Consider the following 25,420-nt stretch of genomic DNA (forward strand, 5'->3'; position numbering starts at 1 on the left):
ATAGTTGTTGTCGACTCGCCCTGCATCCTCATCGGCGCGCGCTCTTCGTCACCACGCCAGCGCCGCGCACCTCGAGCTTGCGCTGGTCGACCACCTTGCCGGAGGCATCGACCAGTTCGATCACGTGGCGCCCGGGCCATGGCAGCCACTGCGCGTTGTTGCCGCGCGCAAAGGGCTTGCCGTCGATGCGCCATTGCACGCCGCGGCCCTCGGACTCGAAGCGCACGCGCTGGCGCAGCGGCGGAATGTCGGGGTCGAGCGCGATGATGGTGCCGTCCGAGGGCGCGGTGATGCGCGCGGCGAAGGCGTCGGTCGCCATGCCGGTGTCCAGGGCGAAGAGCGGCTGCTCGGTGCCTTGCAGGAACCACTCGCTGCGTGCCGCCTCGATGGCGTTGCCGTCGGCGGCGGGGCCGAACTCCACGCGCGCCTCGACGAGGCCGGCGGGCGGCGCAGGCGCGCGGCTCGGCTCGCGCGCGTGCAGGAAGCGCATCACCTCGGCCCACACCGGCGCGGCGCCGCTGGTGCCGCTCACATCCCACATCGACGCGCCGCTCGCGTTGCCCACCCACACGCCGACCGTGTAGCGCTGCGACCAGCCCACCGCCCAGTTGTCGCGCATGTCCTTGCTGGTGCCGGTCTTCACCGCGGTCCAGAAGCGGGTCGAGAGGATGCTGTCCAGGCCGAAGGTGCGTGTTCGCGCATTCGGGTCGGAGAGGATGTCGCCGACGATGAACGCGGCGCGCGGATCGAGCAGCGGTGCCACCGCGGCCGCCTTCGCCTTGTCGGCGGCGGATGCCGGCGGCTGCGCGGTCAGTGTCGTCGTGCCGTAGCGCCCGCCGTTGGCCACCATGCGGTAGGCGTTGGCGAGCGACAGCAGCGACACCTCGGCGCTGCCGAGCGCGAGGCTGTAGCCGTAGTAGTCGCCGCTCTCGCGCAGCGGCAGGCCGGCCGCGCGCAGGCTGCGCGCAAACGATTCGGGCGACACCATCACCAGCGTGCGCACCGCCGGCACGTTGAGCGATGCGGCCAGCGCGGTGCGCGCGGAGACGGGGCCCTTGAACTGCCGGTCGTAGTTCTGCGGAATGTAGAGGCCGCTCGCGGTGCTGATCTGCGCCGACGAGTCCTCGATCAGCGAGGCGGCGGTGATCCGCTTCTCGGCAATCGCTTGGCCGTAGAGCAGCGGCTTCAGCGTGGAGCCCGGCTGGCGCAATGCGGTCACGCCATCAACCTCGGCCGCGTGGCTCAGCGGCCCGGAGGAGCCGACCCATGCGAGCACTTCGCCGCTCGCGTTGTCGAGCACCACGAGCGCGCCGTCTTCCACGTGCCGGTCGCGCAGTTCGCGCAGGTGGCGCTGCAGGGAGTCGAGCGCGAAGCGCTGCAACGGCGCGCGCAAGGTGGTGCGAACGCTCGTGTCTCTCCCTTTCTGCGGAGCGGCCGGATTGGTAGCTGCCGCATCGCGCATCTCGCGCAGCACCCGCCGCGCGGCATGCGGCGCGATGCCCTCGTTGGCATCGAAAGCGCGCCGCTGCACTGCCGCGCTGGTGAACATGTCGATGGCATCGCAATCGACCTTCCGCTCGGGCTCCATCGCGCGCAGCACCTCGCAGGCGCGCTGAGCCACGAGCGCGGGCTTGGCATTGGGCGCGCGCACCAGTGCGGCGGCCACGGCGGCCTCGCGCGCATCGAGGCCGCTGGGCGCCTTGCTGAACAAGGTGCGCGAGAGCGCATCGATGCCCACGATCTCGCCGCGGAAGGGCACGGTGTTGAGATACGCCTCCAGGATCTGGTCCTTGCGCCAGTTGCGCTCCAGCTGGGTGGCCGCCACGGTCTGGCCGATCTTCTGCGTGAAGCTGCGACCGCCGGAAGCGCGTCGCAGGTCCTCGTCGAGCAGGCCCGAGAGCTGCATCGTGATGGTCGATGCGCCGCGGGTGCGCGTGTTCCAGAGATTGCTCCAGGCGGCGGACGACACCGCGCGCCAGTCGATGCCGCTGTGTTCGTAGAAGCGGCGGTCTTCGCTCAGCACCATGGCCGTGCGCAGGGCCGGCGACACGTCGGCCAGCGCGATCCACTGGCCGCGCCGCACGGTGGCGTCGGTGCGCACGCGCTGCAGCAGCTCGCCGTTGCGGTCGAGCACGGCGGTGTCGGAGGAGCGGAAATCGCGCTTCACGTCCTCGAAGCTCGTGAGCGCCCAGGCCGGGTGCGCACAGGCCGCGGACAGCACGGCCACGGCGAAGGCTCGATGAATGGAAAGCGCAAGCAACGGCATCGAAGGCGAGGGAGGGTTCAGGACGGGTGCCCGCATTCTCTGCGATGCACCACGAGCCCCCCGCCTACTCGGCAACGGGTGGCTTGCCGCCTTGCCGGCACGACGACTTCGACCCAAAGTTCACAGCAGATTCCACATCCGGTAACGAACTTCACGCGAAGGCTTCAATGGAGAAGCCCAACGCGTACCGGCGTGGCCTTCAATGCCCTACCGGCTCGCTGGAGGCGAGCGCGGTTTCATAACCACTCCAAGGAGAACGCATCATGATGATGAAGACACTGACGATCGTGCTGGCCGCATCGGCCGCCCTGGCCGGCTGCGTGGTCGCACCGTACGACAACAACCCGCCGCCGCGCGCCCAGCGCGACCGTGATCGCGACGGCGTGCCGAACCGCTATGACCGCGACCGCGATGGCGACGGTGTCCCGAACCGCTACGACCGGGCGCCGAACAACCCGAACCGCTAAAGAAAAAAGGCCGCGAAGCACTGCGCTTCGCGGCCTTTTTTTTGAGCATCTCGTTTTATCCCGGCCGGCGCGCCATCAGCGCCCAGATGCCCGCCGCGCTCAGCAGCGAACCCCCGGTCAGATTGAAGCGCCGTTGCGCGCGCGGCGACGAAAGCAGCTTGCGCGCCGAGCCAGCGAACACCGCATACAGCGTCGCGTTGAGCGCGGCCATCGCCACGAAAGTCACGGCCAGCACCCACATCTGCCGCGTCACGTCGGCGGCCGGGCTGATGAACTGCGGCAGGAACGCCACGAAGAACACGATGCCCTTGGGGTTCAGCGCTGTCACCAGATAGGTGTTGGCAAAGAGCTTCCACCGCGAGGCCGGCGCCGCGGGCGCGGCCATCTCGGTGGACATGATCCCCGCGCGCATCAGCCGGATGCCCAGGTACAACAGGTACAGCCCGCCGATCCACTTCACCACCGTGAACCAGAAGGCCGAAGTCGCGAGCAGCGCGCCCAGCCCCAGCAGCGACACCACCAGCGCGGTCGAGTCGCCCAGCGCCACCGCGGCGACCAGCGGCACATTGGCGCGGCGGCCATGCGACATCGAGTAGCTGATCACCGTGAGGATGGTCGGCCCCGGAATGATCAGGAGCACGGCGGAGGCCGCGACGAAGGCGAGCCAGAGTTCGATGGGCATGAGGTTGTCTCCTGGTGGTGTTGGTGTTTGGGTTGGTGGAAGCGGGGCGCTTCGTCAGCTACCGATGGCCGTGCGCGCCACATGCCAGGCGCCGCGGTGGCCGTCCACGTAGCTGATCGGCGAATTGGCCAGGTCGTCCAGGTCCGCATCGTCCAGGCAGGTCACGTTCACGCCATAGGCACTGGCGCCGGTGTCCGGCGAATGGCCCACGCCGAAGGCGCGCACGCCGCAGCGCTTGCACACGATGTAGTGGCTGTTGCTGGTGTCGAGCATCTGCTCGGTGAGTTCGGATTCGCCTGCGAGCAGCCGGAAGGCGTCGGGCGCGACGATGGCGGGCCAGAAGCGCGTCTGGGTGCAGATCGCGCAGTTGCACCGCAGGGTTCCCAGGCTCAGGTCGATGTCGGCTTCGAATCGCACGGCGTCACAGTGGCAGCCGCCGGTGTAGGTCTTTTTCATGTGCTTGTTCGGTGCTCCGTGGGTCGATGGGAGCAGCCGGCAAACACGATATCAAAGGCCGTGCCAACTGGCATCGGCGAGGGCTTTTCTTCTTCTTTTCAGGCCGGTGCGGTGCCGAAGCGGGCGGCCGACCGGGCCTTGGCGCGCTCGGCCTCGACGGCACGGTCCTTCGGCTCGGCGGTGGTGACCAGCGAGTCGATCAGGCGCGCCGCTGTGGCGGCCACCTCGTCGACCGCGCGCTCGAAGGCTTGTTCGTTGGCCTTCGACGGCACGCTGAAACCGCTGAGCTTGCGCACGAACTGCAGCGCGGCGGCGCGTATCTCCTGCTCGGTGGCGGGGGGCTCGAAGTTGTAGAGGGTCTTGATGCTTCTGCACATGGGCACGCTCTCCAAATTGCAGTGAATGCTTCAGTCTAGCGAAGCAGCGCCATCCTGAACGCGTCGTGGTAAATGCCATCGATCAGGCTCGCGCGCCGCGCGAGGCCTTCGTGTTCGAAGCCCAGCCGCTCGTACAGCGCCTTGGCATTCAGGTTGTCCGCGCGGACCGAGAGCTCGATGCGCGTCAGCCCCCGCGCCCACGACCTGTCGATGGCCGCCTGCAGCAGCTGCGTGCCCAGGCCCCGACCGCGCGCCTCGGGCAGCAGGGCGATGCCCAGGATGCCGATGTGCGCGCGCGAATGCCCGAATACCGGCGACACGTCGCACCAGCCCACGACCTTGTCGCCGGCGTCGACCGCGACGACATGCGGAAAGCCTTGTGCCAGCACGTCGCGGTAGAAGGCAAGCGATCGTTCCCACGGCGGCGCCTGGGTCAGCGCGAGGTATTTTTGTTCGCGTGCCACGACGTCGAGCGCCTTGTGCAGGCTCTCGAAGTGGCGCTCTTCGGTAGAAACGATGGAATGGACAGTCATGCGAGAGGCCTCGTTGCCAGTGGATCCGACGGCGGAAAGCGGCTTTCGCAAGAAGATAGCCGAATCAAGGGGGCACCCCTGATCCGGCGCCCTCCGCTTCAGGCGAAGCGCAGCACCGGCTCCACGGCCAGCGCCACGGCCGCGAGCCGCGCGTCGTCGCCGCGCACCGACGAGAGCATCAACCCCACCGGCAGTTCGTCCGGCGCATGGCATGGCAGGCTGAACGCGCATCCGTCGAGGAAGTTGATCGCGAAGGTGTTGCGCAGCAGGAGGCCGTTGGCTTGGAAAAACGCCGCGTCCTCGGCCAGCGATGCGATGGGCGGCGCGACGACCGGCACGGTCGGGCAGATGAGCGCGTCGAAGCCTTCGAGCGCATGTTCGACACGGCCGATCCAGTCGCGGCGGCGGTCCTGCATGACGATGTAGTCGGCGGCGCGCACCTCGGTGCCGAGCGCGATGCGGGCGGCCACGCGCGAGTCGAAACCCTCGCGCTTCGCAGCGAAGCGCTCGCGGTGAACGGCCGATGCTTCGATGGGCGAGAAGCCGCCGGGCGCGTTGATCGACGCGATCTCGGCGAGTTCGGTCATCGTGATGTCCACCACCTGTGCACCCGCCGCCGACAGAGCCTGCACCGAACGCTCGAAGGCGCGCGCGACCGCGGGCTCGATGCCGTCGAACATCAGCGTGCGCGGCACCGCGAGGCGCAGGCCCTGGAGCGGACGCCGGCGAACCACGAGCGGCGCATCGGCAATGGCCGCATCGGCGACGAGGCAGTCTTCGACGCTGCGCGCCATCGCGCAGACGGTGTCGAGCGAACGCGCGAGCTCGAAGGCACCCGTGCGCGGCGCGCGCGACTGCGTGCTCTTGAAACCCACGAGCCCGCACAGCGCGGCCGGGATGCGGATCGACCCGCCCGTGTCCGACCCCAGCCCCGCGACCGCGAGGCCCAGCGCCACCGACACGGCCGCGCCTGACGAGGAGCCGCCCGGAATGCGCGGTGTGTTCGCATCGGCCGGGTTGCGCGGCGTGCCGTAGTGCGGGTTGATGCCCACGCCCGAGAACGCGAACTCGGTCATGTTGGTCTTGCCGACGATGGCCGCGCCCTGCGTGCGCAGCCGCGCCACGGCCGCTGCATCGCGCGCGGCCGGCGGTTCGCCCTTGCAGACGGCGGAGCCGGCCATCGTGGTTTCGCCCGCGACGTCGTACAGGTCCTTGACCGACACCGGCAGGCCCGCGAGCGCGCCGAGCTGCACGCCGGCCTTCTGCGCCGCGTCCGCATGGCGCGCCGCCGCGAGTGCCGCATCGGCGTAGGTCTTGGTGAACACGTGCTGCGCCGAAGGCAGCGCGGCCGCTTCGAGCACCTGCTGGATCAGCGCTTCGTGCGTCAGCTCGCCGCGCGCAATGCCTTCGCGCAGCGCGGCGATGGAGAGGTTGCCGGTGCCGCGCATCACGCCACCACCGGCAGTGCGTTCACTGCATAGCGATGCACGATGCGCCGCTGCAGGCGCGGGTCGCGCAGTTCGATTTCCATCTGCGCGGCGGGGCGGATGCCTTCGCCCTTCGCATTCGGCAGCGCGCCGAGCGTGCCGCAGGTCATGAAGAGGCCCTCGGGTGCCGCATCCGCGCCCGGCATGCCGTCACGCAGTGCGGCCAGCGGGCGGATCGACGCAAGCGTGCCGCGCTGGTAGTCCACCCAGCGGCCATCCTCGAGGATGCGCGAGTGCAATTCGATCTCGTCCTGGTGCGCCTGCACGTCGCGCCAGCGCCAGGCCACCTGGGCCACGGGCTTGGCGCACATCTGCTTGGAGACGGCGACCGAGTAGCTCTCGACCTGGCGGTCGGTGTGGTCCGAGGCCACGCTCAGCCACCACTCGCCTTGCGAGAAGAAGAACACGGGCTCGGCCTCGCCGGAGCTCTGGTCGCCGAGCGCCTCGATGGCGGGCGACTGGGTCAGCAGCTGTGCGGCCACCCGGTAGTACAGCGGCACGCTCGAAGGGCGCGGCACGCCGATGGCGGCCAGCTCCTCGATGTGGTGTTCGATGGCCGCGACGTCGCGGCCGGTCCATCCGGCCACCACCAGCGCGGTGGGTTCGACGGAACGCAGTTCGATGGCGCGGGCGCCGTCGGCGCTCACGGTTTCGCAGGCAAAACGCAATTGCATGGCGGTCTCAGGCTTCCAGGGGCTTCTTGGCGGTTTCGCGGGCGATGACGAGCGCGACCAGCGTGATGCAGAGAGCCACCGTCACGTACAGCGACACGGCCACCGTGGTGCCCCACGACTTGTAGAGACTGGCGATGATCAGCGGCGCGAAGCCGCCGCCCAGGATGCCGGCCAGCGTGTAGGCCAGCGACGAGCCGGCATAGCGCACGCGGCCCGGGAACTGCTCGGTCACGAAGGCCGCCTGCGGGCCGTACATGATCGCGTGGATGATCAGTCCGACCACCACCGCCGCGCAGATCGCGATAGGCTGCGCGCTGTTCATCAGCACGAAGAACACGAAGGCCCAGACGATGCCCAGCACGGCGCCGGCGATGTAGACGGGCTTGCGGCCGATGCGGTCCGACAAGCTGCCGAAGTAGGGCACCGCGATCGCGTTGCAGGCGGCGCCGATCATCGTCGCGGTGAGGGCGAGCGGCCGCGACAGGTGCAGCACCGTCGTCACGTAGGTGAGCGTGAACACCACCACCAGCGCATACAGAACGTCGGAACCGATGCGCGAACCGCCGGCCACCAGCAGGCGGCGCCAGTGCTGCGTGAACACCTCCTTCACGGGCGTCTTGGCGGTGGCCTTCTTCTGTTCCATCTCGAGGAACACCGGGGTCTCGTCCACGCCGCGGCGCAACCACAGGCCGAACAGCACCAGCGCCACGCTGGAGATGAACGGAATGCGCCAGCCCCAGGCCATGAAGTCTTCCGGGCTCAGCCAGGCCGAGACCGCAGCGATGAAGCCGGTGCCGATCAGCGTGCCGAACGACGGGCCGATCTGCGTGAACGAGGCGTTGCGGCCGCGCTCATCAGGCTTGCCGTGTTCCATCGACAAGAGCACCGCGCCGGCCCATTCGCCGCCGAGCGCCACGCCCTGCACGAAGCGCAGCGCGACCAGTGCCACCGGTGCCCAGATGCCCCACGCCGCGTAGGTCGGCAGCAGCCCCATGAGGCCGGTCGAGACACCCATGATGACCAGCGTGGCCACCAGCACGAAGCGCCGGCCGAGCCGGTCGCCCAGGTGCCCGAACACCACGCCGCCGAGCGGCCGCGAGATGTAGCCGACCGCATAGGTCGAGAAGGCGAGGATGGTGCCGGTGAGCGGATCGAACGACGGGAAGAACACCGCGTTGAAGACCAGTGCGGCCATGATGTTGTAGACGGTGAAGTCGTACCACTCCAGCGTGGTGCCGATGGAGCTGGCCATCGCGAGCCGGCCCATCTTGGGCGGTGCCGCGGCGGTGGCCGGGGCCTTGAGAACGTGTTCGGTCATGGAGATGCCCTTGTTCAATGGAGAGAGGAAAGTCGGGAGGCGTGAGATCAGTTCAGCTCGGCCGCACTCAGCTTCCAGCCGAGTGCGAGCAGCCAGCCGGCGGCCGGGTCGGCGTCGAGTGCGGAGGCTGCTGCGGTACGTGCGGCGCGCGCGGCATCGGCGCTGCTGGTTTCGACGACCAGCATCGGCTGCAGCACGCGGCCTTCGGTGGCTTCGCGCGGCAGCGGCGTGCTGAGCGTGGTGTCGGGTGCGAGCAGGTACGACTGCACGAAGCCTGCCTGCTCTGCAAGCCGGCGGCCGGCGGCAGCGGCGCGCGCGACCAGCGCCTCGATGTCGCCTGCAAGACCGAGCGGCAACACGACCACGTGGCTGCCGCTGCCGAAGCCCGTCACCGCCCGCACGGCGCACACGCGGCGGATCGGCTGGCGCATGCGGTCGAGGTTGGCAAGGGACCACGGCGTCTGCTTCTCGAACGCGGCGCGGTAGCCCGGCGAGCCGAACACAGCCAGCGATTCGGTGCGGTACAGCCCCAGGTACTTGCGCCCGCCTTCGAGCGAGAAGTAACGCGCGCCCGAGAGAAAGCCGGGGATGCGCACGCGCTCTTCCACATGCTCCCTGTCGTACCAGCGGTTGAAGTCGGCCTCGTCGGCCGGCGCCACGTCGGACGCGACGAAGAGCATGCCGTTCGCGTTCGCTGCGAGAGGGGAAGAGTCAGGTGCGTTGTTCATGGCGACGGAAGAGGAGGCGGGCCTTCGAAAAATGAAGGCGCGATCTTCCGTCGCGAGGTCGGACTGTCACAAACGAGTTTTTTTGGGCGACAGCCACAAGAATTACTGGCCCCCTTTCGGGGCCGGAATGCGCCAATTTGAGGGTTAACCCTCTGAAGCTGCGCTCCAGGTTGGTGCGATTGCCGAGGTCGTGAACTGGTCGGAGGCCCGGCAGGCCAGCTCGGCCACGAGCCGGATCGCGTCGGAGTCGGCCGCCTCCAGGTGGCTCACCACGATGCGCTGCGGCGAGATGAGCGCGTCGCACTCGATGATCCGCACGTCGCCCGCGGCCACGTATTCGTAGCAGGGCGGCAGCGGCACCAGCGCATTGCCGAAGCCCGCCTTCACGAGCCGCGCGAGCGCCGAGATCGAGCTCACGCAATGCACCTTGCCGAGCGGAATGCCCGCCGCGCGAAAGAGGTTCTTGAGCGCCTCGTGCGGCTGCGAACCGGGGCTCATGGTGAGCACGGGCTGGCGGAGCAACTGCTCGACCGTCTGCGTGCCCTCGGCACCGACCGGACCCACCCAGCCCATCGGCATCGGCAGGCACGGCGTGCTCACGATGCCCGCACCGGCGATGTGATCGGTCTGCAGCGCGATATCAAGTGCGCCTTCGCGCAGGCCCCGGTGCAGCGCGAGCGTGGTTTCGGAGGTCAGCTGCACCTCGATGCCCGGGTAGGTAGAGCGCAGATTGGTGAGAAAGCCCAGCAGCCACGTGTGGACCACCGTCTCGATGGCGCCGATACGCACGAGCCCGAGGATGTCGCCGCGCGGGCGGCCGAGCGAGACGATCTCGCGGCGCAGCTCCAGCAGCCGCTCGCCGTAGTCCATGAGCCGCACGCCCACGGGCGTGAGCCGCAGCTCGCGCGCGTCGCGCTCGAAGAGGCGCGCGCCGATGTCTTCTTCCAGCGAGGCCACGCGGTTGGACACCGCCGCCTGCGTGATGTGGAGCCGGTCGCTCGCCGCGCGAAAGCTGCCGAGGCGTGCGGCCCAGAGGAAGGCTTCGACAAATCTTGTATTCATGAGGTACCTGCGGGGCATTTTGCCCGCAACGTGTCCTGCAATGGCGCTCAGGTTCGCGCTTGCGGACGCGAACGCGAGCCGGATCACCGGGTCCGTTTCCTGTCGAAGAACGCCTGGCGCCAGGGCATGACCTCGACAGAGGCGAACAGCTGACCGCTGTTGAAGGGGTCTTCGCGCGCGAATGCCTGCGCGGTCTGCAGGTCGTCGGTGTCCACGACGATCAGGCCGCCGATCGGCTGGCCGTCGGCATCGAGCAGCGCGCCGCCGGCCAGCATCATGTGCTGGCGCGCGGTCAGGTAGTCGAGGTGGGCGGGCTTGAGCGCTGCACGCAGCGCCTCTGCGTGCGGCTTGTCGAGCGCGATGATGGCGAATGGCATGGGGACTTCCCGGCGGTCGTTTGCGGAGGAGGCCTCTTCAGCTCGGCGTGATGCCGGCCTTGGCGATGATGGCGCTCCAGGTCTGCATCTCGCGCGCGATGAAGGCCTGGAACTGCGCGGGCGTGCTGCCCACCGGCTCGGCGCCGTTGGTCACCAGGGCCTCGCGCGTGATGTTCGTCTGCAGCGCCTCGCGCACCTCGGCGCTCAGGCGCTCGACCACCGCGGGGTCGGTGCCTGCGGGCGCGAGCACGCCGGTCCAGGCGCTCACGTCGAAGGGCTTGCCGCTGATCTCGCCGACCGTTCGCACCTCGGGCAGCGACGCCGAGCGCTTGGCCGTCGACGCCGCGAGGGCGCGCAGCTTGCCGGACTTCACGAGCGGCCCGGCCGCCACCACGTTGGCGAACATGAGGTCGACGTGGCCGCCCATCACGTCGGCCAGGGCAGGGCCGGTGCCCTTGTAGGGCACGTGCGTCATCGAGACGCCCGACTGCAGCGCGAGCAGCTCCATCGACAGGTGGTCGGCCGTGCCGCTGCCCGTGGATGCGAACGACAGGCGCCGCGCCCTGCCCTGGGCGAGCGCCTCGTCCATCGAATGGATCGACGAAGTGGACGACGCGACCATGATGAAGGGCGACTGCACCGCCAGGCTCACCGGCGCGAAGGCCTTGACGGTGTCGAACGGCAGGTTCTTCATCATCGACGGGTTGGTGGCGTGCGGCACGCTCGCCACCAGCAGCGTGTAGCCGTCGGGCGCGGACTTGGCCACGTACTCCGAGCCGATCACCGTGCTGGCGCCGGGCTTGTTGTCGACGTAGAAGGTCTGACCGAGCGATTCGGACATGCTCACCGCGATCGCCCGCGCGACCACGTCGGTTCCGCCGCCGGCCGTGAAGGGCACCACCACCCGCACCTGCCGGTTGGGGTAGGGGCTGGCGGCATGCGACGGCACCGCGCCCAGGAGGCCGGTGCCGCAGGCCCCGGCCAGCGCAGTGATGAGTTCTCGACGGTTCATGGTGTTCTCCGGGTGATGGCGCGCTGATGGCGGTGTTGACGTGCGATGGAACGGGAGGCGAAGGCGCGGGCGGCTAGGCATTGAAGTGCAGCCTCAGGCCGGGTTCGGGCCAAGGCAGCGACACCAGTTGGCCGGTGGCCGACAGCGTCAGGTACGCGGTGCGCAGGTCCGGTCCGCCGAAGCAGATGTTGGTGACGTAGATGTCGGGAAATGCCTGCTGGCGCACCAGCTCGCCGGTGGGTGCGATGACCGAGATCGCGCCCGTGACCAGCGTGGCGACGCACACATGCCCGCTCGCTTGCACCGCCAGGCTGTCGAAGCGCTGGAAGCCCGGCAGCCCGCAGACCAGGCGCCCGCCGTGCGGCGAGGGAAACGGGTGCTTGTCGACGATGCCGGGTGCGGCGATGTCGAAGGCCCACAGGCGCGCGGTCTCGGTTTCGGCCACGTACAGGACCCGGTTGTCCGGCGACAGGCCGATGCCGTTGGGCGACAACAGGCCATAGGCCACCTCGACGATGCGCGAGCCGTCGGGCAGCGCGTAGTACACGCCGCCGCTGTCGCGCGCACGCGCATGCTTCTTGCCGAAGTCGGTGAAGTAGAAGCCGCCGTGCGCGTCGAACACGAGGTCGTTGGGCGATGAAAGCCGGTGTTCGCCGCAGTGGGTGTAGAGCGGCGTGATGCTGCCGCCGGCAAGGTCGACGCGCCGGATGCTGCCGCCCTCGTAGCCGGGCGCCGGCCCGGTGGAGGTGAAACGGCCCGGCACATAGGCGCTGCCACCGTTGTCGCAGACATAGAGCGCGCCGTCCGGTCCGATCGCGGCACCGTTCGGGCCACCGCCGCAGTCGCTCAGCGTGTGGATTTGCCCGTCAGGCGCGACCCGCACGATGCGCCCGGCGCGCATCTCGACCAGCACCACCGAGCCATCGCCCAGTGCCACCGGGCCTTCAGGAAATTGCAGACCCTCGGCCAGGATTTTCATGATCTCGCTCGACTTGTTCCCACGTGCACGACGCCGGAAAAAGCCTTGTCTCTTAATGATTTAGGCGCCAAAGATAGCGGTCTGCACGCTGCGCTTCAATCACAATTAACTCATGCGAGAAATGACTAAAAGTCATCCCCTCGCTAGGCCGCGAGCAGGTTCATCCGCGCGAGCAGCTTGCGGCCCAGGGGAATGCGCTTGGCCACGTCGGCTTCGCCGTGCATGTCGATGTTCAGCGCAAAGCTCTGCACGCTGCCGTTCGCCTGTGCGACCCAGCCGACCCACCAGCCGAGCGAGAAGCCCGGCGTTTCGTACCAGCCAGTCTTGCCGTGCAGGGCGTGCGTCGGTGCCTTCTCCAGCAGCGTGATCTCGTGGACCATGTCCTGCGTGCGCGTCGACATCGGCAGGCTGCGCTGCGCGAGCCGCATCAAGAAGCGTACCTGTTCGGCGGCCGAAATCTGCAGCTTGTTGTTGACCCAGAACTGGTCGACCTCGGTGCCCAGCGTCTCGTTGCCGTAGTGCAGCTTCGCGATCCACTCGTTCATGCGCGCGAGGCCGATGCGGCGCGCCACCTCGCGATAGATCGGCAGGTGCGAGACGCGGATCGCGTCGCGCAGGTTCATGTCGCGCTCCCACTCCTTGCGCTTGTAGGTGCCCCCGCCGTAGGGGAGGATTTCGTCGATGTCCTTCACCGCGCCGGTCTCCAGCGCGATCAGGCTGTTGGGGATCTTGAAGGTCGATGCGGGGCTGTAGCGCTTGTCGGCGCGCCGGCGGTCGACCACGGTGAGCTTCGCGGTGGCGCTGTCGAGCACCACCCAGGTTCCGCGCACGCCCGCTTCCTTGAAGTGAGTGGCGAGGTCAGGGCGCTCTTCGACATGTGCGAGGGGCGTGGCCGCGTCGGCAAACCGGGTGGCGCCGAGCGCGGCGAGCACGCCGCAGCCGCTCTGGGCGAGAAAAGTCCTGCGGCGTGCGGCGCGGGGCGTGCGGGTCGTGAACGGGGCTGGAACAAGAGGCATGGTTTGCGTGCTGTGCGGAATGGAACGTGCCGGATCATCCGGCGCACGCTCGCCATTCACAACGCAAGCAGCCTGTCGCTTCGTCACCCGCGTAACGGCCGTAACTGTCAGGCGCCGTCAGCTGTCGTCGATCAACCCACGCTCGCGCGCCTGCTGCTCGTTGCCGAAGATCGCCATCGCGGTGCGCATGCGCTTGAAGCCCAGCTTCTTGTAGAAGGGCTCCTTGCCCGCCACCGCATACAGGATGATCTTGCGGTGCCCGCGCGAGAACTCGACGAGCTTCGCGACGATCGCTTTGCCGAGGCCGATGCCCTGGCAGTCCGGATGTACGGCCACGTCGCAGATGTAGGAGCAGTCGAGGCCGTCGGCCACTGCGCGGCCGGCGCCGACCAGCCGGCCATCTTCATAGACGAGGCACTTGAACAGGCTTTTGGAAAACACGACCTGCAGGTCGGCCGGCTTCTTGTGGCCGAGCGGGGCGATCTCGTAGAGGCGGGAGAGCTCGTTCCAGTCCAGCACTTCGAGCGTGTGTCGCCATTCGAGGTTCATTGCGACACTCCGCTGCGCATCCTCGCTCACTGGCCCATCGAATAGAAGAATTCCTCGCGCACGATCTTGCCGTCCTTGACGGTGTAGAGCGCCATTTCTTCCATCGTGAAGCGTTGCTTGGTGGGCTTCATGGTCACGTCGAACTTGAAGCCGACGATGAAGCGGTCGTCATGCGGCCACGGGCCCGCGACCTGCCAGGAATGGACCTCGTGGTTGGCGGTCCACCATTCGCCCTTGGCCTGGATGGCCGCAAGGCCGACCGCCTCGCGCGACTGGCCGGGCGGTCCGCCGGCCTCCACGCTCACGGCTTCGGGTGCGTAGAGCACCCGGGCCTCGTCGAACTTTCCTTCCTTGCAGAGCGCCACGAGCTTGTTGGCGATTTCCAGGGTGTTCATGGGTTCTCCTATGAAAGACGCAGGGGGATGGCGGAGGCGGGAGTGTAGGCTTGGGCTGGTGTCGCGCGCTACCTCTGCGTGTTTCGAGGCGTGCTGTCGGGAGGCACGAACGGTCGACGTCCCGCGGACGATTGCCAAAGCGGTGCGCAGATGCGGGTTTCGACGCGGTTCATGGTTGGCTTGCCGGCGCCCACGGTCCGCCCTTGCCTCAAGCTACGAATAGATGAGCAGAGCGACCGTGAAATACAGAACGAGAAGGCATGCCAGGATGCCTTTTGCATTTTTCGCGGCATGGCCGACGTAGTTCGATATGGCCTCGTCGGTGAGCCGCGGCTGCAGTGAATGCTCTCGCGGCAGGATGGCGCGCAAAAGATAGCAGCCGAAGAGGATGGCGCCAATCAGGACGACCATGAAAAGAAGGGGCAAGAGAAGGGTCATGCCGGTTGGAGAAGATCCCACTTGTTGCCACAGAGGTCCAGGAAGACCGCGACTGTGCCGTGCAGTTCGTGCCTCGGTTCTTCCAGAAAGCGGACCCCGTGCGCCTTCATGTGCGCGTGGTCGGCGGCGAAATCCCGCGTGTGCAGGAACAGGAAGACGCGGCCGCCGGCCTGCTTGCCGACCGCCGCCTGCTGTTCGTCGCTTGCGGCCTTGGCGAGCAACAGCGTGGCACTGGCGTTGCGCGAAGGCGCGACCACCATCCAGCGCTTGCCCGGGCCGCGGGGCGTGTCTTCGAGGAGGTCGAAGCGCAGCGCTTCGGTGAAGAAGCGGATGGCTTCGTCGTAGTCGTGAACGAGGAGGGTGACGGTGGCCAGATGGCGGGGCACGGAAGGCTGGGTCATCGATGGGTCACGCTGTGGGCGCAGTGGTAGCGGGCGGCCGGGTCGGCTGCACGCAATCGATAGACCTCCTCCCAGGTAGAGGTCCAGTCTGATTCTGGCGTCAGGGCGGTGCCAGGGTACGCCTCTTCGCCTTCTTGCCTGAAGGCCCGCCAGATAGGCAGATCCGTGGAGGCATGGGATTCGAAATAGGCTTCCGTCAGCGAGGAGAACCAGCCAGAGTCCATGCCAATGCTCATCTGCTCACCCGAAAGTGCGACCAGACCCCATGGAGCCTCTGGGCCGAAGCCGGATTCGCAGTAAGCGATTCCGGTGTTCGATGTCGCATGGTTCAGCACGGCCCAGCACGGATACGCTTCACCCGGAGTGCCGTAGTCCCACTCGCGCATGATTGCCACCGGCTCTACGAGAAGGCTTTGGATGTGAGCTTGGACACGTGCATCGCGGATGTGGGAGACCTCGGCCTCGACAAGCTGCCGGATCAATGCGGGCGACATGCTCATGCGGGAGATTCGGTGTGCCGTCTGCGGCTCGTCATGGCAATTCCAATCAGGTGAAAACAATCGCCGTCTTGTGCGCAATGCTCAACCGCGCCGACTCATACAGCAGCAGCCACGACTCGATTTCCCGGTAGAGGCCTTCGTCCTCGCCCATGCCGTCGCTGATCCGTTCAGCTTCCTCGTCCGACAACTGGCCGTCCGTGAGCGCGATGCCCAGCGCAGGCGCGACCAGCACCAATTCCTCGAGCAAGCGGTACGACGAGCCGAGCATGCCGCCGGGCAGGTCGGCCTCGTCTTCCTCGGCAAAGATCACTTCCTCGAAGTCGACCGGCACATAGAAACCTTCCGCGTCGGAATGGCAGAGCAGATGGCTCTCGAAGGTGCTCGCCACGTCTTCGAGCGTCTCGTCTTCCGTGGGGTCGGTGTCTTCGGGCAGCGGCGTCGCCATCCATCCGGGCGTCGTCACGCGGTGCGCGTAGGCGCGGCGCAGGTAGTGAATGAACGAGTAGGGCAGGCCATCGATCGGCGCGCGCGAATCGAGCGGCGGCAGCACGCGGGGCTCCACGTGCGGCGGCAGGCCCGCCTCGGCGAGCTTGCGGTTCACGACCGCGAAGTCTTCATCGAAATGCTCGGCGCTCTCGGGGTCGTTTTCGATCAGGTCGGCGAGGATGCCGACGGAAATGGCCAGGCCCATGGGTTCTCCAGGTTGTTGGTGGGGTTCGCTGCGATGGTGGCGAGAACGGGTGAAGGCGGCATGACGGCCGGCCTTCACCGTTGGTTCTTCGTTACTTCGCCGCTTCCACCTTCACGCGCGCATTCGGCGCCTCGCCGAACATCTCGGGCGCGTACATCGCCTCGACGCGGCTGGGCGGCAGCGCGAAATCGCCGACGTTGTTCAGGCGCACCGTGTATTCCATCCTCACCACGCCCTTGGGCAGGTACTCGTAGTAGCTGCGGAAGGCCTCGAAGCTGCGCTCCTCGAAGGCGGCCCAGCCGGCGCCGGACTTCTTCTCGCCCTGCGTGGCGATCTGCGAGTCACGGCCGAGGCCGCCGCCCAGGATGGTCGCGCCGCCCGGGATCGGGTCGCTGATCACCACCCAGGTCATGTCGGCACTCGCGTTCACTTCCAGCGTGACGCGCAGCACGTCGCCGCGGGTGTACTTGCCCGCGGTGGCCTGCTCGACCGGGGTGATCGTCTTCTTGATCGCGTAGCCGGCCGCGAACGGTGCCTTCAACTGCACCGCGGCAATCGACTGCAGCGTGAGCCACGGCTTGCCGGTGCCTTGCTGCGTCACCAGCAGCGTGTCGCGCACCGGCGCGCCCGATGGCGATGCGGCCCACGGCAGGAACATCGTGTTGTTCTTCAGGTTGCCCGGCGATGCGGGCGCGCCGAAGAAGGTGGTCTGGTTGGGCGCACCGGCCGCGTCGCTGGTCTTCACGCGTTCGACCTGGCTCCAGTTGACCTGGGCCTTCACCGCGCCGAGCGTGGCGGCCGTGACGCCGGCCACCGGCGTGCTCTCGAACACCTTGCTGAATTTCTCCAGCGCGAGCCCGCCCCACAGGTTGGCGGTGGTGGTGTGCCAGGCGCCGTTCTGCTGGCGGCCGATGAAGCCGTTGGCCAGCTTGCCGATGTCGTCCTTCCAGCTCGGGTCGTCCATCACACTGAGCAACAGGCGCGCGGTGTTCACGTCGCCGTTGGTCATGAGCCACCACCAGTAGTCGTCCTGCTCGGTGCTGAAGATGAGCTTGGTGCCCTGGTACGAGAGGCGCGCCTTCAGCACGTTGTTGGCTTCGTCCAGGCGCTGCTGGCGCTGCGGCACGTCGTTCACGCGCTTGAGGATATTGAGCCAGTCGATCACCGCGCTGGTGGGCCACTGGTTCGGCGCGATGGTGATGCTGCCCAGCATGCTTCCCTTGGCCTTGCCGTAGCGCGAGAGCGCTTCGAGCGCGGCGAGCTTGCGCACGTCCAGGTCCTTGCGCGGGCTCCAGAACTCGCGCGTGATGCGCCCTTCGACGAAGGCGATCAGGCCCGATTCCATCGGCGCGCGCACGTCGTCGGCGAGCGCGAAGGCGGGGTTCAGCTGCGCGGCCTCGTTCGTCGCTGCGAGCAGGTACGAAGTGAGGATGTCGCTGCCGCGGTTGGCTTCCCCGTCGCGCGGCGGGAAGTAGTTGGCGAGGCCGTCGCCGTCCAGGTACGTCGGCAGCGTCGCGAGCACGCCCTGCCACATCTTCGCGTCGCGCAGGCCCACCGACTTGCTGGTCTTCTGTTCGAGGCAGATGAAGGGGTAGTTCGCGAACCAGTCGCGCACGCCCGGGAGGCCCTCGGCGAGCTTGGGCTGCAGAGACAGCTTCAGGCCCCCGCGGCCGGGGAGGGCGTCTGCCGGCGGCGCCACGTCGAGCGTGAACGGGCCGTCGATCTGCACCAGCGTGGCCTGCTGCACCGTGAGCGGCACCGAGGGCACGATGCGCTGGCGCACCTTGAGCGCATCGCGTGCGCCACCGACGGTGTCCTTGGCCTCGATCTCCCACAGGATGGCTTCGGCGCGTGTCTGCGCGAGCTGCGCAGGCGCGGTCACGGTCCATGCGACTTCACGCGCTTCGCCGGCCGGGATGTCCACGGTCTGCGTCTCCAGCGTGAGCAGCGTGGCACGCGGCGTGGCCTCGACCTTCATCAGTTTCTGCGTGGTGTTGCGCAGCGTGATCTGGGCGCGGAACTGATCGTCCTCGCGCACCAGCGGCGGCAGGCCGCTGATGATCTGCAGGTCCTGCGTGGCCTGGATGCTCGCTTGCCCGGTGCCGAAGAGGCTGGTGCCCGAATCGGCCACGGCCACGATCTTGAAGGTGGTGAGCGCATCGTTCAGCGGCACCGTCACCACGGCCTGGCCGTTGGCGTCGAGCACCACCTTCGGGTTCCACACGAGCAGGGTGTCGAGCAGTTCGCGCGTCTGGCCCTTGCCGCCGCCGCCGCCCGCGGGCACGGCCTTGCGCCCGTAGTGGCGCCGGCCGACGATTTCCATCTGCGCGGTGGAGGTGCTCACGCCCCAGCTGCGGCGCTGCAGCATCGCATTCAGCAGGTTCCAGCTGTCGTTGGGCATCAGCTCCAGCAGGGCCTGGTCGACCGCGGCCAGCGCCACTTCGGCGCCGGCGGCCGGCTTGCCGTCGGGCAGCTTGGCGGTGATGGTCACTTGTGCCTTGCTGCGGATCGGGTAGCTGGGCTTGTCGCTGGTGACGGTCACGTCCAGCTGGTGGGCGCGTGTGCCGACACGGATCTCGGCCATGCCCAGGCGATAGGCGGGCTTGCTCAGGTCGACCATCGCGGTCGGCGCGACGTATTCCTTGCCCTCGTACCAGAAGGCGGTCCACCACTCGCGCGGGGCCTTGAAGCCCCAGGTGAAGAAGCTGTACCAAGGCACTTCGCGCAAACGGCCGCGCAGCGCGAGCACGCTGATGTAGGCGTTCGGCCCCCATTCGGGCTTGACCTGCAGCGTGACCGTCGGGTCCTTGCCGTCGAGCTGCACGACGTGCGTTTCGATGATGCCTTCGCGCTCCACCGAGACCAGCGCGGTCGCGAAGCGGAAGGGGCTGCGCACCTGGAACTTGGCGACCTCGCCGGGCTGGTAGCTCTTCTTCTCGGGCAGCACGTCGATGCGGTCGTTGTCCTCGCCGCCGAACCAGAGTTCGCCCTGCTTGGTCACGTAGACGGAGCTCACGGCCTTGGCGTCGCGGCCGTCGCCGTCGGTGGCGCTGGCGATGAGTTCGACTTCGCCGGCTTCCTTCAGCTCCGATTCGCACAGCAGCAGCCCGCGCGCATCGCTCTTGCCGCTGCAGACGGTGCCGATGTCCTTGGTCTCCGTCTTGTTGTCGTAGGTGTAGAAGCCGCCCACCATGCGCTTGCGGCTGGTGGTGGTGATGCGCGCCACGGCGCGCACGTTGAGCGTCACGCCGGCCTGGGGCTTGCCCGTGAGGTCGAGCGCGAGCGCCTGGAACTTGAGCTTCTGGCTGGTGGAGACCCAGCCTTCGGTCTTGATGCCGGCGATGACCGAAGCGGGCCACAGCGTCTGCGTGCTGCGGATGGTCTGCACTTCGCCATTCGGGTCGGCGTAGGTGGCTTCGAGCAGCAGCTCGCGCGCGGACTTCACCTTCGGCACCTTGTCGATCGTGACCGTGCCGGCGCCGTCCTTGTTCAGCGTGAGCGGCAGCTTGTCGGCGATCACGCGGGTGTCGCTGGCGCTGTTGATGTCTTCGTCGGCGCCCGCGGTGTCGGCCGCGGCGGCCGCCTGCGTGCCGTCGCCCTGGTCGGCGCGCGGCGGGGTGAAGCTGAAGGCGTCGTAGTCGGAGAAGCTCAGGCTCTTGCCGCGCACCATCGCCGACACCCGCACCGGCAGGTTGGCGGCGCCGCCGCCGGCCACGTAGTTGATCTGCACGTCGGTGGGCACGCTCGTCGCGGCCACCAGCGGTTTTTTCTCGGTGGGCGAGATGCGGCCTTCGAGCACGGGCAGGCGGAACTCCTCGACGCGGAACATGCCGGTGCTGAAGCTGCGGCTGCCGCCGCCTTCGTCGCCTTCGCCTTCTTCACTGTCGCCGTTGGCGTCCTTGCCGCCGCCGCTGCGCAGCATCACCTCGTACACGCCGAGCTTGGCGGCGGGTGGAATGGCAAAGCTGTTCTCCGCGCTCAGGCCGCCGGTGGCGGTCTTGCGCCAGGTGAGCGGCTGGGTGAAGCGCTGGCCGCTGCCCGTGTGCGTGATGACGAGCGTGTCGGGCCGGTTTTCCGGCAGGCCGAAGCCCTTGCTGGTCTGCGTGCGGATCAGGCTCTTCATCGACACCGTTTCGCCGGCGCGCAAGAGCGTGCGGTCGAAGATGGTGTGGGCGATGCGGTCGGGCTCGGGCTGCAGGTTGGTGGGCACGTTGAAGCGCCAGGGCTCGATGCCGCGCTGCCAGTCGCTGAAGGTGAAGGCGAGGTCTTCCACGCCCTTCTCGTCCTTGGCGCGGGCGCTCACGAACCAGGCGCCGCTGTCGTATTCGTTCGGGCCGTTGCAGCTCGGTGCCTGCGGCGACACGCCCTGCAGCGTGACGATGCCGTTGGCATCGGTGGTGCCGGTGGCCACGGCCTTGCCGTCGCAGCTGGAAACACGCACTTCGGCGCCCGCGACGACCTTGCCCTTGTCCAGCGTCGTGACCCAGGCCATCGAGTTCTCGCGGCCCAGCTTGAAGTGCACCGCCAGGTTGGTGGCCAGCGCGGTGGTGCGCACGTACATCGTGCGGCCGGCGGGATAGCGCTCGTCGAGCAGGGCTTCGCCGAGTTTTTGCGAGGCGATCTCCAGCACGTGGAAGCCTGGCGTCAGCGGAATGCCGATGACTTCGAACGGGCGCGGATCACCCGCGTCGGACTTGGGCATGTCGAGCGCCTTCACGCCCGGCTGGCCGGCCAGCAGCGACAGCATGCGGGTCTGCAGGCTGGTGCGGTCGTCCTTGTCGATCACGGGGGGCAGCGCGCCCTTGACGTCCTTGCGCGCCTGCTCGCGCGAGACGGTGTAGCTGTCGTAGCGGCGCACCTTGCGGAACCACGCGATGATTTCCGCGTCGGTCTTCGGGTTCATGTCGCTCACCTTGCCGGGCGTGAGCGCGTTCACCAGCAGTTGCGGCTCCACGCGGCGCACGGTCACCGGCATCATGGCCGGGGTGTCGGGCTCGGCGAGCCGCTCGATCACGCCGAAAGGCGAGGCGGCGAACTTGGCCAGCGGCGGCATCGCGCCGGTCGCCACTTTCAGCGGAAAGGTGCCGGGCGTGGCCAGCGGGCGGCCCGACGCGTCTTCGAACTTGGAGGGCAGCTCGATGCTGTACTGCGTGCTCTCGGCCAACGGCGGGCCGAAGCTCACGTTGTTGACCACGTCGTCGTCGCTCTGCGTGCCGCCGTCGTTGTCCAGCTTGGCCTTGATCGTCTTGCCGTCGCCCTTGAGCTCGATCTGCGAAGCCAACTTGCGCGTGACCGGCGCGTTGAACTGCAACTGCATCGGGCGCAGCGGCAGGCACGCCGACTGCGCGTTCTCGCGCTCGCAGGTGAAGGACACGGCGAAGGGCTCGCGCACCCGGTAGTCGAGCCGGCGCTCGACGTTGTTGGCAACGCCCGAGGGCGTGGCGACGCCCTTGCCATAGACGACCTGCACCTTGGTGCCCGGCGTCAGCGTGCGGTTGCACTGCATCGTGATGAAGCGCAGCGGATCTTTCTCGGCCGCCTTGTCGCGGCTGAAGGCCTTGAGCACGCCGGTGCGCTGCTCGCCGTCGAGCAGCTTGACCGGAATACGCTCGCCCACGCCGTCGGCCGAGCACCAAACGTTCTGGCGCACGCTCTCCAGGGTGGCCGCGCCGTTGAGCTCGAGCACGAACATCTGCTGCTCGTCGATGGGGGAGTAGGTGCCCGGCATGTAGCTGCGCACGAACGGGCCGCCGCTATTGAATTGGTAGCGCTCCGGACCGGTGAGCTCGCCGCCCGCGCTGGGCTTGAAGGTGGGGATGCGGGTGACGGTGCAGCGCACGCCGGGCGGCAGGTCGTTCTCGAAGTCGTAGACCCAGGCCTTGGCGTCGGTCCAGCGGCCGGTGCCCTTGCCGGCCTGCGCATCGGAGCAGCTCACCGAGAGCGGGGCGGGCGCCTTGGGGTCGCCGAAATTGACGGCGGCCTGGTCGAACTTGGCGACGATCTGGCGCACGCGCGCGACCTCGCCCTGCGGGGTCAGGCTGGTGATCTGGAGTGCAAAGCTCGGGGCGGCAAGCAGCGTGCTCGCGGCCAGGAGCAATGAGGGAACGAAACGGGTCACGGAATCTCCTCCTTGGGGCAGCGCGCAGCGTAGCCGATTTGTGCTTCAAAACGTCAGTGCCAACGGTCATATGTCGTTCGTGTCCACGACCCCCGTCAGGCGAGGCTGACGCCAGCCTTCTTACAATCCACCCCGTCGTGCGTGCGCCGCGCAGACCGCCACCAGGACCTCGCCGCCGACCGATGAAACGCTACTGGGAAATAGACGCCTTGCGCGGGCTGATGCTCGTGCTGATGACCGTCACCCACCTGCCCACCCGCCTGACCGACCCGCTGGGACAGCCCTTTGGCTTCGTCTCGGCCGCCGAAGGCTTTGTCTTGCTGTCGGCCTTCGTGGCGGGGCTGGTCTACAGCCGCATCGGCTACATGCGCGGGGTCGAGTCGATGCGCGTCGCGTTCTGGCGGCGCGTGGTCAAGGTCTACCTGTGCCAGGCGGCGATCCTCTTGTTCCTCTTTACCGTGATCGCCGCGCTCGGGCTGCACATCGACCAGCCGGCGGTGAAGAACCTGGTGTCGTACTACCTGGCGGAGCCGCGCGACGGCTTCTTCTTCGGGCTGCTGCTCATCTACGAACCGGCGCTGCTCGACATCCTGCCGATGTACATCTTCTTCATGCTCATGAGCCCCTGGGTGCTGGCCTTCGCCATGCGCCACGGCTGGGCGCTGGTGATGGTGGCCAGCGTCGGCGTCTGGGCGGCGGCGCAGTTCGGCATCAGCGAGTGGATCTACGGCCTCGCTGTGCACTACCTGCACATTCCGGTGCCGTTCCACGAGATGGGCGCCTTCAACACCTACGCCTGGCAGTTCCTCTGGTTCGCGGGCCTGTGCATCGGCGCCACCCGCAACGGGCCCGAGGCGCGCCCGCTGCGTTTCCCGTGGTGGCTGCTGGTGCTGGCGGCGGGTATCGCGCTCTATGGCATCTACTGGCGCCACACCGGCATCAATGGCCAGGCGCCGTTCGGTGGCGATGTCGAACTGAACCTACTGTTCGACAAGTGGCAGCTCGGCCCGCTGCGCCTCGTGAACCTCGTGGCGCTGGGCATCCTGGCGGTGCGCTTCGGGCCCTGGCTGATGCGCCGCATTCCGCGGCTGCATTGGCTGGAAGCGATGGGTTCGGCATCGCTGCCCGTGTTCTGCGCGCACCTCGTGGCGGTGCTGCTGGTGCTGGCCTTCTACGGCGACAGCCAGACCGCGCGGCCGTGGTGGGGCGACGGCCTCTTGCTGCTGGCGGTGTTCGCGGGGATGTATTTCGTGGCGCGGTTCACGCGCGCGGCCGATGTGCCGCCGCCGGCGGACGACATGCCGACCGCGCCGGCGAAGGCCTGAGACAGGTTCAGGGCAGGCTGGCGGGCGCAGGTGGCGGGTTCGCGCCCGGCAGGTGCGACGCGATCACCGAATGCCACAGCCGGTAGCCTTCATCCGTCATGTGCAGCCTGTCCCCGCGAAATAGCTCCATCCGCGGTCGGCCATCGGCGCCGAGCATCGGCGTGTAGATGTCGATGAACTCGCTGTTGGGCAGCAGGTTGAGGTAGGCCGAGATCACGTGATTGGTCTCGCGGATCTGCGGCATCAGCTGTTCGCGCGACGGGCTGGGCTTGACCGAGATGAAGCTGATGCGCGCGTCGGGCAGCTCGGCGCGCACCGTGTTGGCAAAGCGCGCGAAGCTGTCGAGCACCTGCAGCGGCGTGCGGCCCTCGGCCAGGTCGTTGTCGCCGGCGTACACCACCACCTGCCGGGGCTTGTAGCGCACGACCAGCTCGCGGGCGAACAGGCTGCAGTCGGCCAGCGTGGAGCCGCCGAAGCCGCGGTTGACGACACCGCCGGGCACGCGAGCAAAGTCCTGCGCAAGGCGGGTCCACATGCGGACGGTGGAACTGCCCACGAACACCACGCCGCCCGGGGGCGGCAGGCGCTCCTGGTCGGCGCGCGCGAAGGCGGCGAGCTCGTTGTGCCAGCGTGCCTTGGCGGCCAGGTAGTCGGAGGTGGCGTCGGCGGCGGTGGCGCCGTCGGCTTCGTAGGGGAAGGCGGCCGAGGCGGTCTGGGCGTGGGAGGCGAGCGCCGCCATCAGCAGCGCGGCCGCGGCCAGCGCGGATTTCATCGAAGGCATCGGAAAGACGGAAGAAAGCAAATCAGATTGTTTTTTCGATCAGGGCGCCCTTGAACACGATGGGGCCCTTCGGACCGCTGCCCGGCGGCACGCCGCCCTTGGCTTCCAGGGTAACGGCCAGGGTCGGCACCTGGTGCACATCGGATTCTGACGCAGCCAGCCGCAGGGCCGGCGCGTTGTCGAGCACGCCCAGCGAGCGCGGCGCGCCGCCGGGCGGCAGGGCCCAGAGCTGCAGCGACTTGTCGGTACCTTCGCTGTAGCTGCCCACGCGCTGCAGCACCAGCTGCTTCTTCTTCGGATCGAAGGTCACCAGCATCGAAGCGGCGGCCTGGTCGTCGGACAGCACGGCCACGTATTGCACCGCCGGCGCATTGACCAGCTGGTCGCGCAGGTTCAGCCCGACCACCACGGCCAGCACGGTCGCAAGCGCGCCGGCCGCCGTGGCGCCGCGCCAGAGCGCGAGGCTGCGCAGCCACCCGCCTTGTGGCTGGGGCTTGGCGGCGGCCCGGGCATTGGCGTCGTCGCGCTGCCGCTCGATGGCGTGCTGCGCCTTCTCGGCGTCGATGATGTTGCGGATGCGGGTCCAGACGGCGGCGTCGGGAACGATCGGGCTCTGCAGCTCGGTCATGCTCGCGAGCCGGCTCTGCCAGACCAGCGCCGCGGCGCGCACCGGGGCCTGTTCGCGCGCCAGGGCTTCGAAGCGGCGCCGCGCGCCGCCGCGCAAGGTGCCGAGCGCGTGGCTCGCGGCCAGCAGTTCGAGCAGTTCGGGGTGGGCGGTGAGTTTCATA

25 protein-coding genes are annotated in these 25,420 nt (G+C 68.2%); 2 read left to right on the forward strand and 23 right to left on the reverse strand.

The annotated features are described in order from the left end of the window. Nucleotides 1-28 precede the first annotated feature (28 nt). On the reverse strand, nucleotides 29-2,266 hold the full coding sequence (pbpC, locus tag QF040_RS32425; RefSeq protein ID WP_429614331.1) for a penicillin-binding protein 1C: 2,238 nt from the start codon (nucleotides 2,264-2,266) through the stop codon (nucleotides 29-31). Between the two features lie 263 nt (nucleotides 2,267-2,529). On the opposite strand from pbpC, the gene QF040_RS32430 reads away from it, so the two are divergent. Then, entirely contained in the window at nucleotides 2,530-2,733 is a 204-nt protein-coding gene (locus QF040_RS32430; RefSeq protein WP_373424167.1) for a thrombospondin type 3 repeat-containing protein, read from the forward strand. A 55-nt stretch (nucleotides 2,734-2,788) separates the two neighbouring features. Here the strand turns inward: QF040_RS32430 and QF040_RS32435 are convergent, their stop codons facing one another. The 20 genes from QF040_RS32435 to QF040_RS32530 all read right to left on the reverse strand — a co-directional run bounded on the left by QF040_RS32435 (nucleotide 2,789) and on the right by QF040_RS32530 (nucleotide 22,526). Next, on the reverse strand, nucleotides 2,789-3,415 hold the full coding sequence (locus tag QF040_RS32435) for a LysE family translocator (RefSeq protein WP_013539923.1): 627 nt from the start codon (nucleotides 3,413-3,415) through the stop codon (nucleotides 2,789-2,791). A 54-nt stretch (nucleotides 3,416-3,469) separates the two neighbouring features. Next, complete coding sequence (locus QF040_RS32440; RefSeq protein ID WP_013539924.1) at nucleotides 3,470-3,871, reverse strand: GFA family protein; 402 nt, start codon at nucleotides 3,869-3,871, stop codon at nucleotides 3,470-3,472. Nucleotides 3,872-3,969: 98 nt separating this feature from the next. Then, a complete protein-coding gene (locus QF040_RS32445) occupies nucleotides 3,970-4,248 on the reverse strand; it encodes a DUF2277 domain-containing protein (RefSeq protein ID WP_429614332.1) in 279 nt (92 codons plus the stop codon). Nucleotides 4,249-4,283: 35 nt separating this feature from the next. Next, entirely contained in the window at nucleotides 4,284-4,781 is a 498-nt protein-coding gene (locus QF040_RS32450; RefSeq protein WP_429614333.1) for an N-acetyltransferase family protein, read from the reverse strand. A 98-nt stretch (nucleotides 4,782-4,879) separates the two neighbouring features. Beyond that, the gene (locus QF040_RS32455) at nucleotides 4,880-6,229 is read right to left on the reverse strand and encodes an amidase (RefSeq protein WP_429614334.1); all 1,350 of its coding nucleotides are present in this window, start codon (nucleotides 6,227-6,229) and stop codon (nucleotides 4,880-4,882) included. Then, nucleotides 6,229-6,942 (reverse strand): DUF2848 domain-containing protein, encoded by a 714-nt coding sequence (locus tag QF040_RS32460; RefSeq protein WP_429614335.1) that lies wholly within the window; start codon nucleotides 6,940-6,942, stop codon nucleotides 6,229-6,231. The genes QF040_RS32455 and QF040_RS32460 overlap by 1 nt, the downstream gene beginning before the upstream one ends. Nucleotides 6,943-6,949: 7 nt before the next feature. Further along, nucleotides 6,950-8,260, reverse strand: a complete 1,311-nt coding sequence (locus tag QF040_RS32465) for an MFS transporter (protein ID WP_429614336.1) — start codon at nucleotides 8,258-8,260, stop codon at nucleotides 6,950-6,952. Nucleotides 8,261-8,307: 47 nt separating this feature from the next. Next, entirely contained in the window at nucleotides 8,308-8,988 is a 681-nt protein-coding gene (locus QF040_RS32470; RefSeq protein WP_429614337.1) for a hypothetical protein, read from the reverse strand. Between the two features lie 144 nt (nucleotides 8,989-9,132). Beyond that, on the reverse strand, nucleotides 9,133-10,050 hold the full coding sequence (locus QF040_RS32475; protein WP_429614338.1) for a LysR family transcriptional regulator: 918 nt from the start codon (nucleotides 10,048-10,050) through the stop codon (nucleotides 9,133-9,135). 83 nt (nucleotides 10,051-10,133) lie between these two features. Continuing rightward, nucleotides 10,134-10,427, reverse strand: coding sequence for a YciI family protein (locus tag QF040_RS32480; RefSeq protein ID WP_013539932.1), 294 nt, complete (start codon nucleotides 10,425-10,427; stop codon nucleotides 10,134-10,136). 37 nt (nucleotides 10,428-10,464) lie between these two features. Then, a complete protein-coding gene (locus tag QF040_RS32485; RefSeq protein ID WP_429614339.1) occupies nucleotides 10,465-11,439 on the reverse strand; it encodes a Bug family tripartite tricarboxylate transporter substrate binding protein in 975 nt (324 codons plus the stop codon). Nucleotides 11,440-11,512: 73 nt separating this feature from the next. Then, nucleotides 11,513-12,418, reverse strand: a complete 906-nt coding sequence (locus QF040_RS32490; protein WP_429614340.1) for an SMP-30/gluconolactonase/LRE family protein — start codon at nucleotides 12,416-12,418, stop codon at nucleotides 11,513-11,515. Between the two features lie 143 nt (nucleotides 12,419-12,561). Further along, the gene (gene blaOXA / locus QF040_RS32495; protein WP_429614341.1) at nucleotides 12,562-13,434 is read right to left on the reverse strand and encodes a class D beta-lactamase; all 873 of its coding nucleotides are present in this window, start codon (nucleotides 13,432-13,434) and stop codon (nucleotides 12,562-12,564) included. Nucleotides 13,435-13,551: 117 nt separating this feature from the next. Next, a complete protein-coding gene (locus QF040_RS32500; protein WP_429614342.1) occupies nucleotides 13,552-13,983 on the reverse strand; it encodes a GNAT family N-acetyltransferase in 432 nt (143 codons plus the stop codon). 26 nt (nucleotides 13,984-14,009) lie between these two features. Further along, complete coding sequence (locus tag QF040_RS32505; protein WP_013539937.1) at nucleotides 14,010-14,378, reverse strand: nuclear transport factor 2 family protein; 369 nt, start codon at nucleotides 14,376-14,378, stop codon at nucleotides 14,010-14,012. A gap of 213 nt (nucleotides 14,379-14,591) precedes the next feature. Then, nucleotides 14,592-14,816 carry a hypothetical protein gene (locus QF040_RS32510; protein WP_429614343.1) on the reverse strand — a complete coding sequence of 75 codons (225 nt, stop codon included), beginning with the start codon at nucleotides 14,814-14,816 and terminating at the stop codon, nucleotides 14,592-14,594. Next, complete coding sequence (locus QF040_RS32515) at nucleotides 14,813-15,217, reverse strand: VOC family protein (RefSeq protein ID WP_429614344.1); 405 nt, start codon at nucleotides 15,215-15,217, stop codon at nucleotides 14,813-14,815. The genes QF040_RS32510 and QF040_RS32515 overlap by 4 nt, the downstream gene beginning before the upstream one ends. Next, on the reverse strand, nucleotides 15,214-15,717 hold the full coding sequence (locus QF040_RS32520) for a hypothetical protein (RefSeq protein ID WP_429614345.1): 504 nt from the start codon (nucleotides 15,715-15,717) through the stop codon (nucleotides 15,214-15,216). Before QF040_RS32520 ends, QF040_RS32515 begins: the two co-directional genes overlap by 4 nt. Nucleotides 15,718-15,763: 46 nt before the next feature. Then, nucleotides 15,764-16,408, reverse strand: coding sequence for a hypothetical protein (locus QF040_RS32525; protein WP_429614346.1), 645 nt, complete (start codon nucleotides 16,406-16,408; stop codon nucleotides 15,764-15,766). Nucleotides 16,409-16,499: 91 nt separating this feature from the next. Next, nucleotides 16,500-22,526 carry an alpha-2-macroglobulin family protein gene (locus QF040_RS32530; protein WP_429614347.1) on the reverse strand — a complete coding sequence of 2,009 codons (6,027 nt, stop codon included), beginning with the start codon at nucleotides 22,524-22,526 and terminating at the stop codon, nucleotides 16,500-16,502. A 182-nt stretch (nucleotides 22,527-22,708) separates the two neighbouring features. Here QF040_RS32530 and opgC point away from each other — a divergent pair, with 182 nt between their 5' ends. Next, complete coding sequence (opgC, locus tag QF040_RS32535; RefSeq protein ID WP_429614348.1) at nucleotides 22,709-23,851, forward strand: OpgC domain-containing protein; 1,143 nt, start codon at nucleotides 22,709-22,711, stop codon at nucleotides 23,849-23,851. Between the two features lie 7 nt (nucleotides 23,852-23,858). Here the strand turns inward: opgC and QF040_RS32540 are convergent, their stop codons facing one another. Both QF040_RS32540 and QF040_RS32545 read right to left on the reverse strand, forming a co-directional pair. Further along, the gene (locus QF040_RS32540) at nucleotides 23,859-24,623 is read right to left on the reverse strand and encodes an SGNH/GDSL hydrolase family protein (RefSeq protein ID WP_013539942.1); all 765 of its coding nucleotides are present in this window, start codon (nucleotides 24,621-24,623) and stop codon (nucleotides 23,859-23,861) included. Nucleotides 24,624-24,654: 31 nt separating this feature from the next. Continuing rightward, nucleotides 24,655-25,419, reverse strand: coding sequence for an anti-sigma factor (locus tag QF040_RS32545; protein WP_429614349.1), 765 nt, complete (start codon nucleotides 25,417-25,419; stop codon nucleotides 24,655-24,657). Nucleotide 25,420: the final 1 nt, after the last annotated feature.

The sequence above is a fragment of the Variovorax sp. W2I14 genome (assembly GCF_050435205.1).
Classification (GTDB): Bacteria; Pseudomonadota; Gammaproteobacteria; order Burkholderiales; family Burkholderiaceae_C; genus Variovorax; species Variovorax paradoxus_C.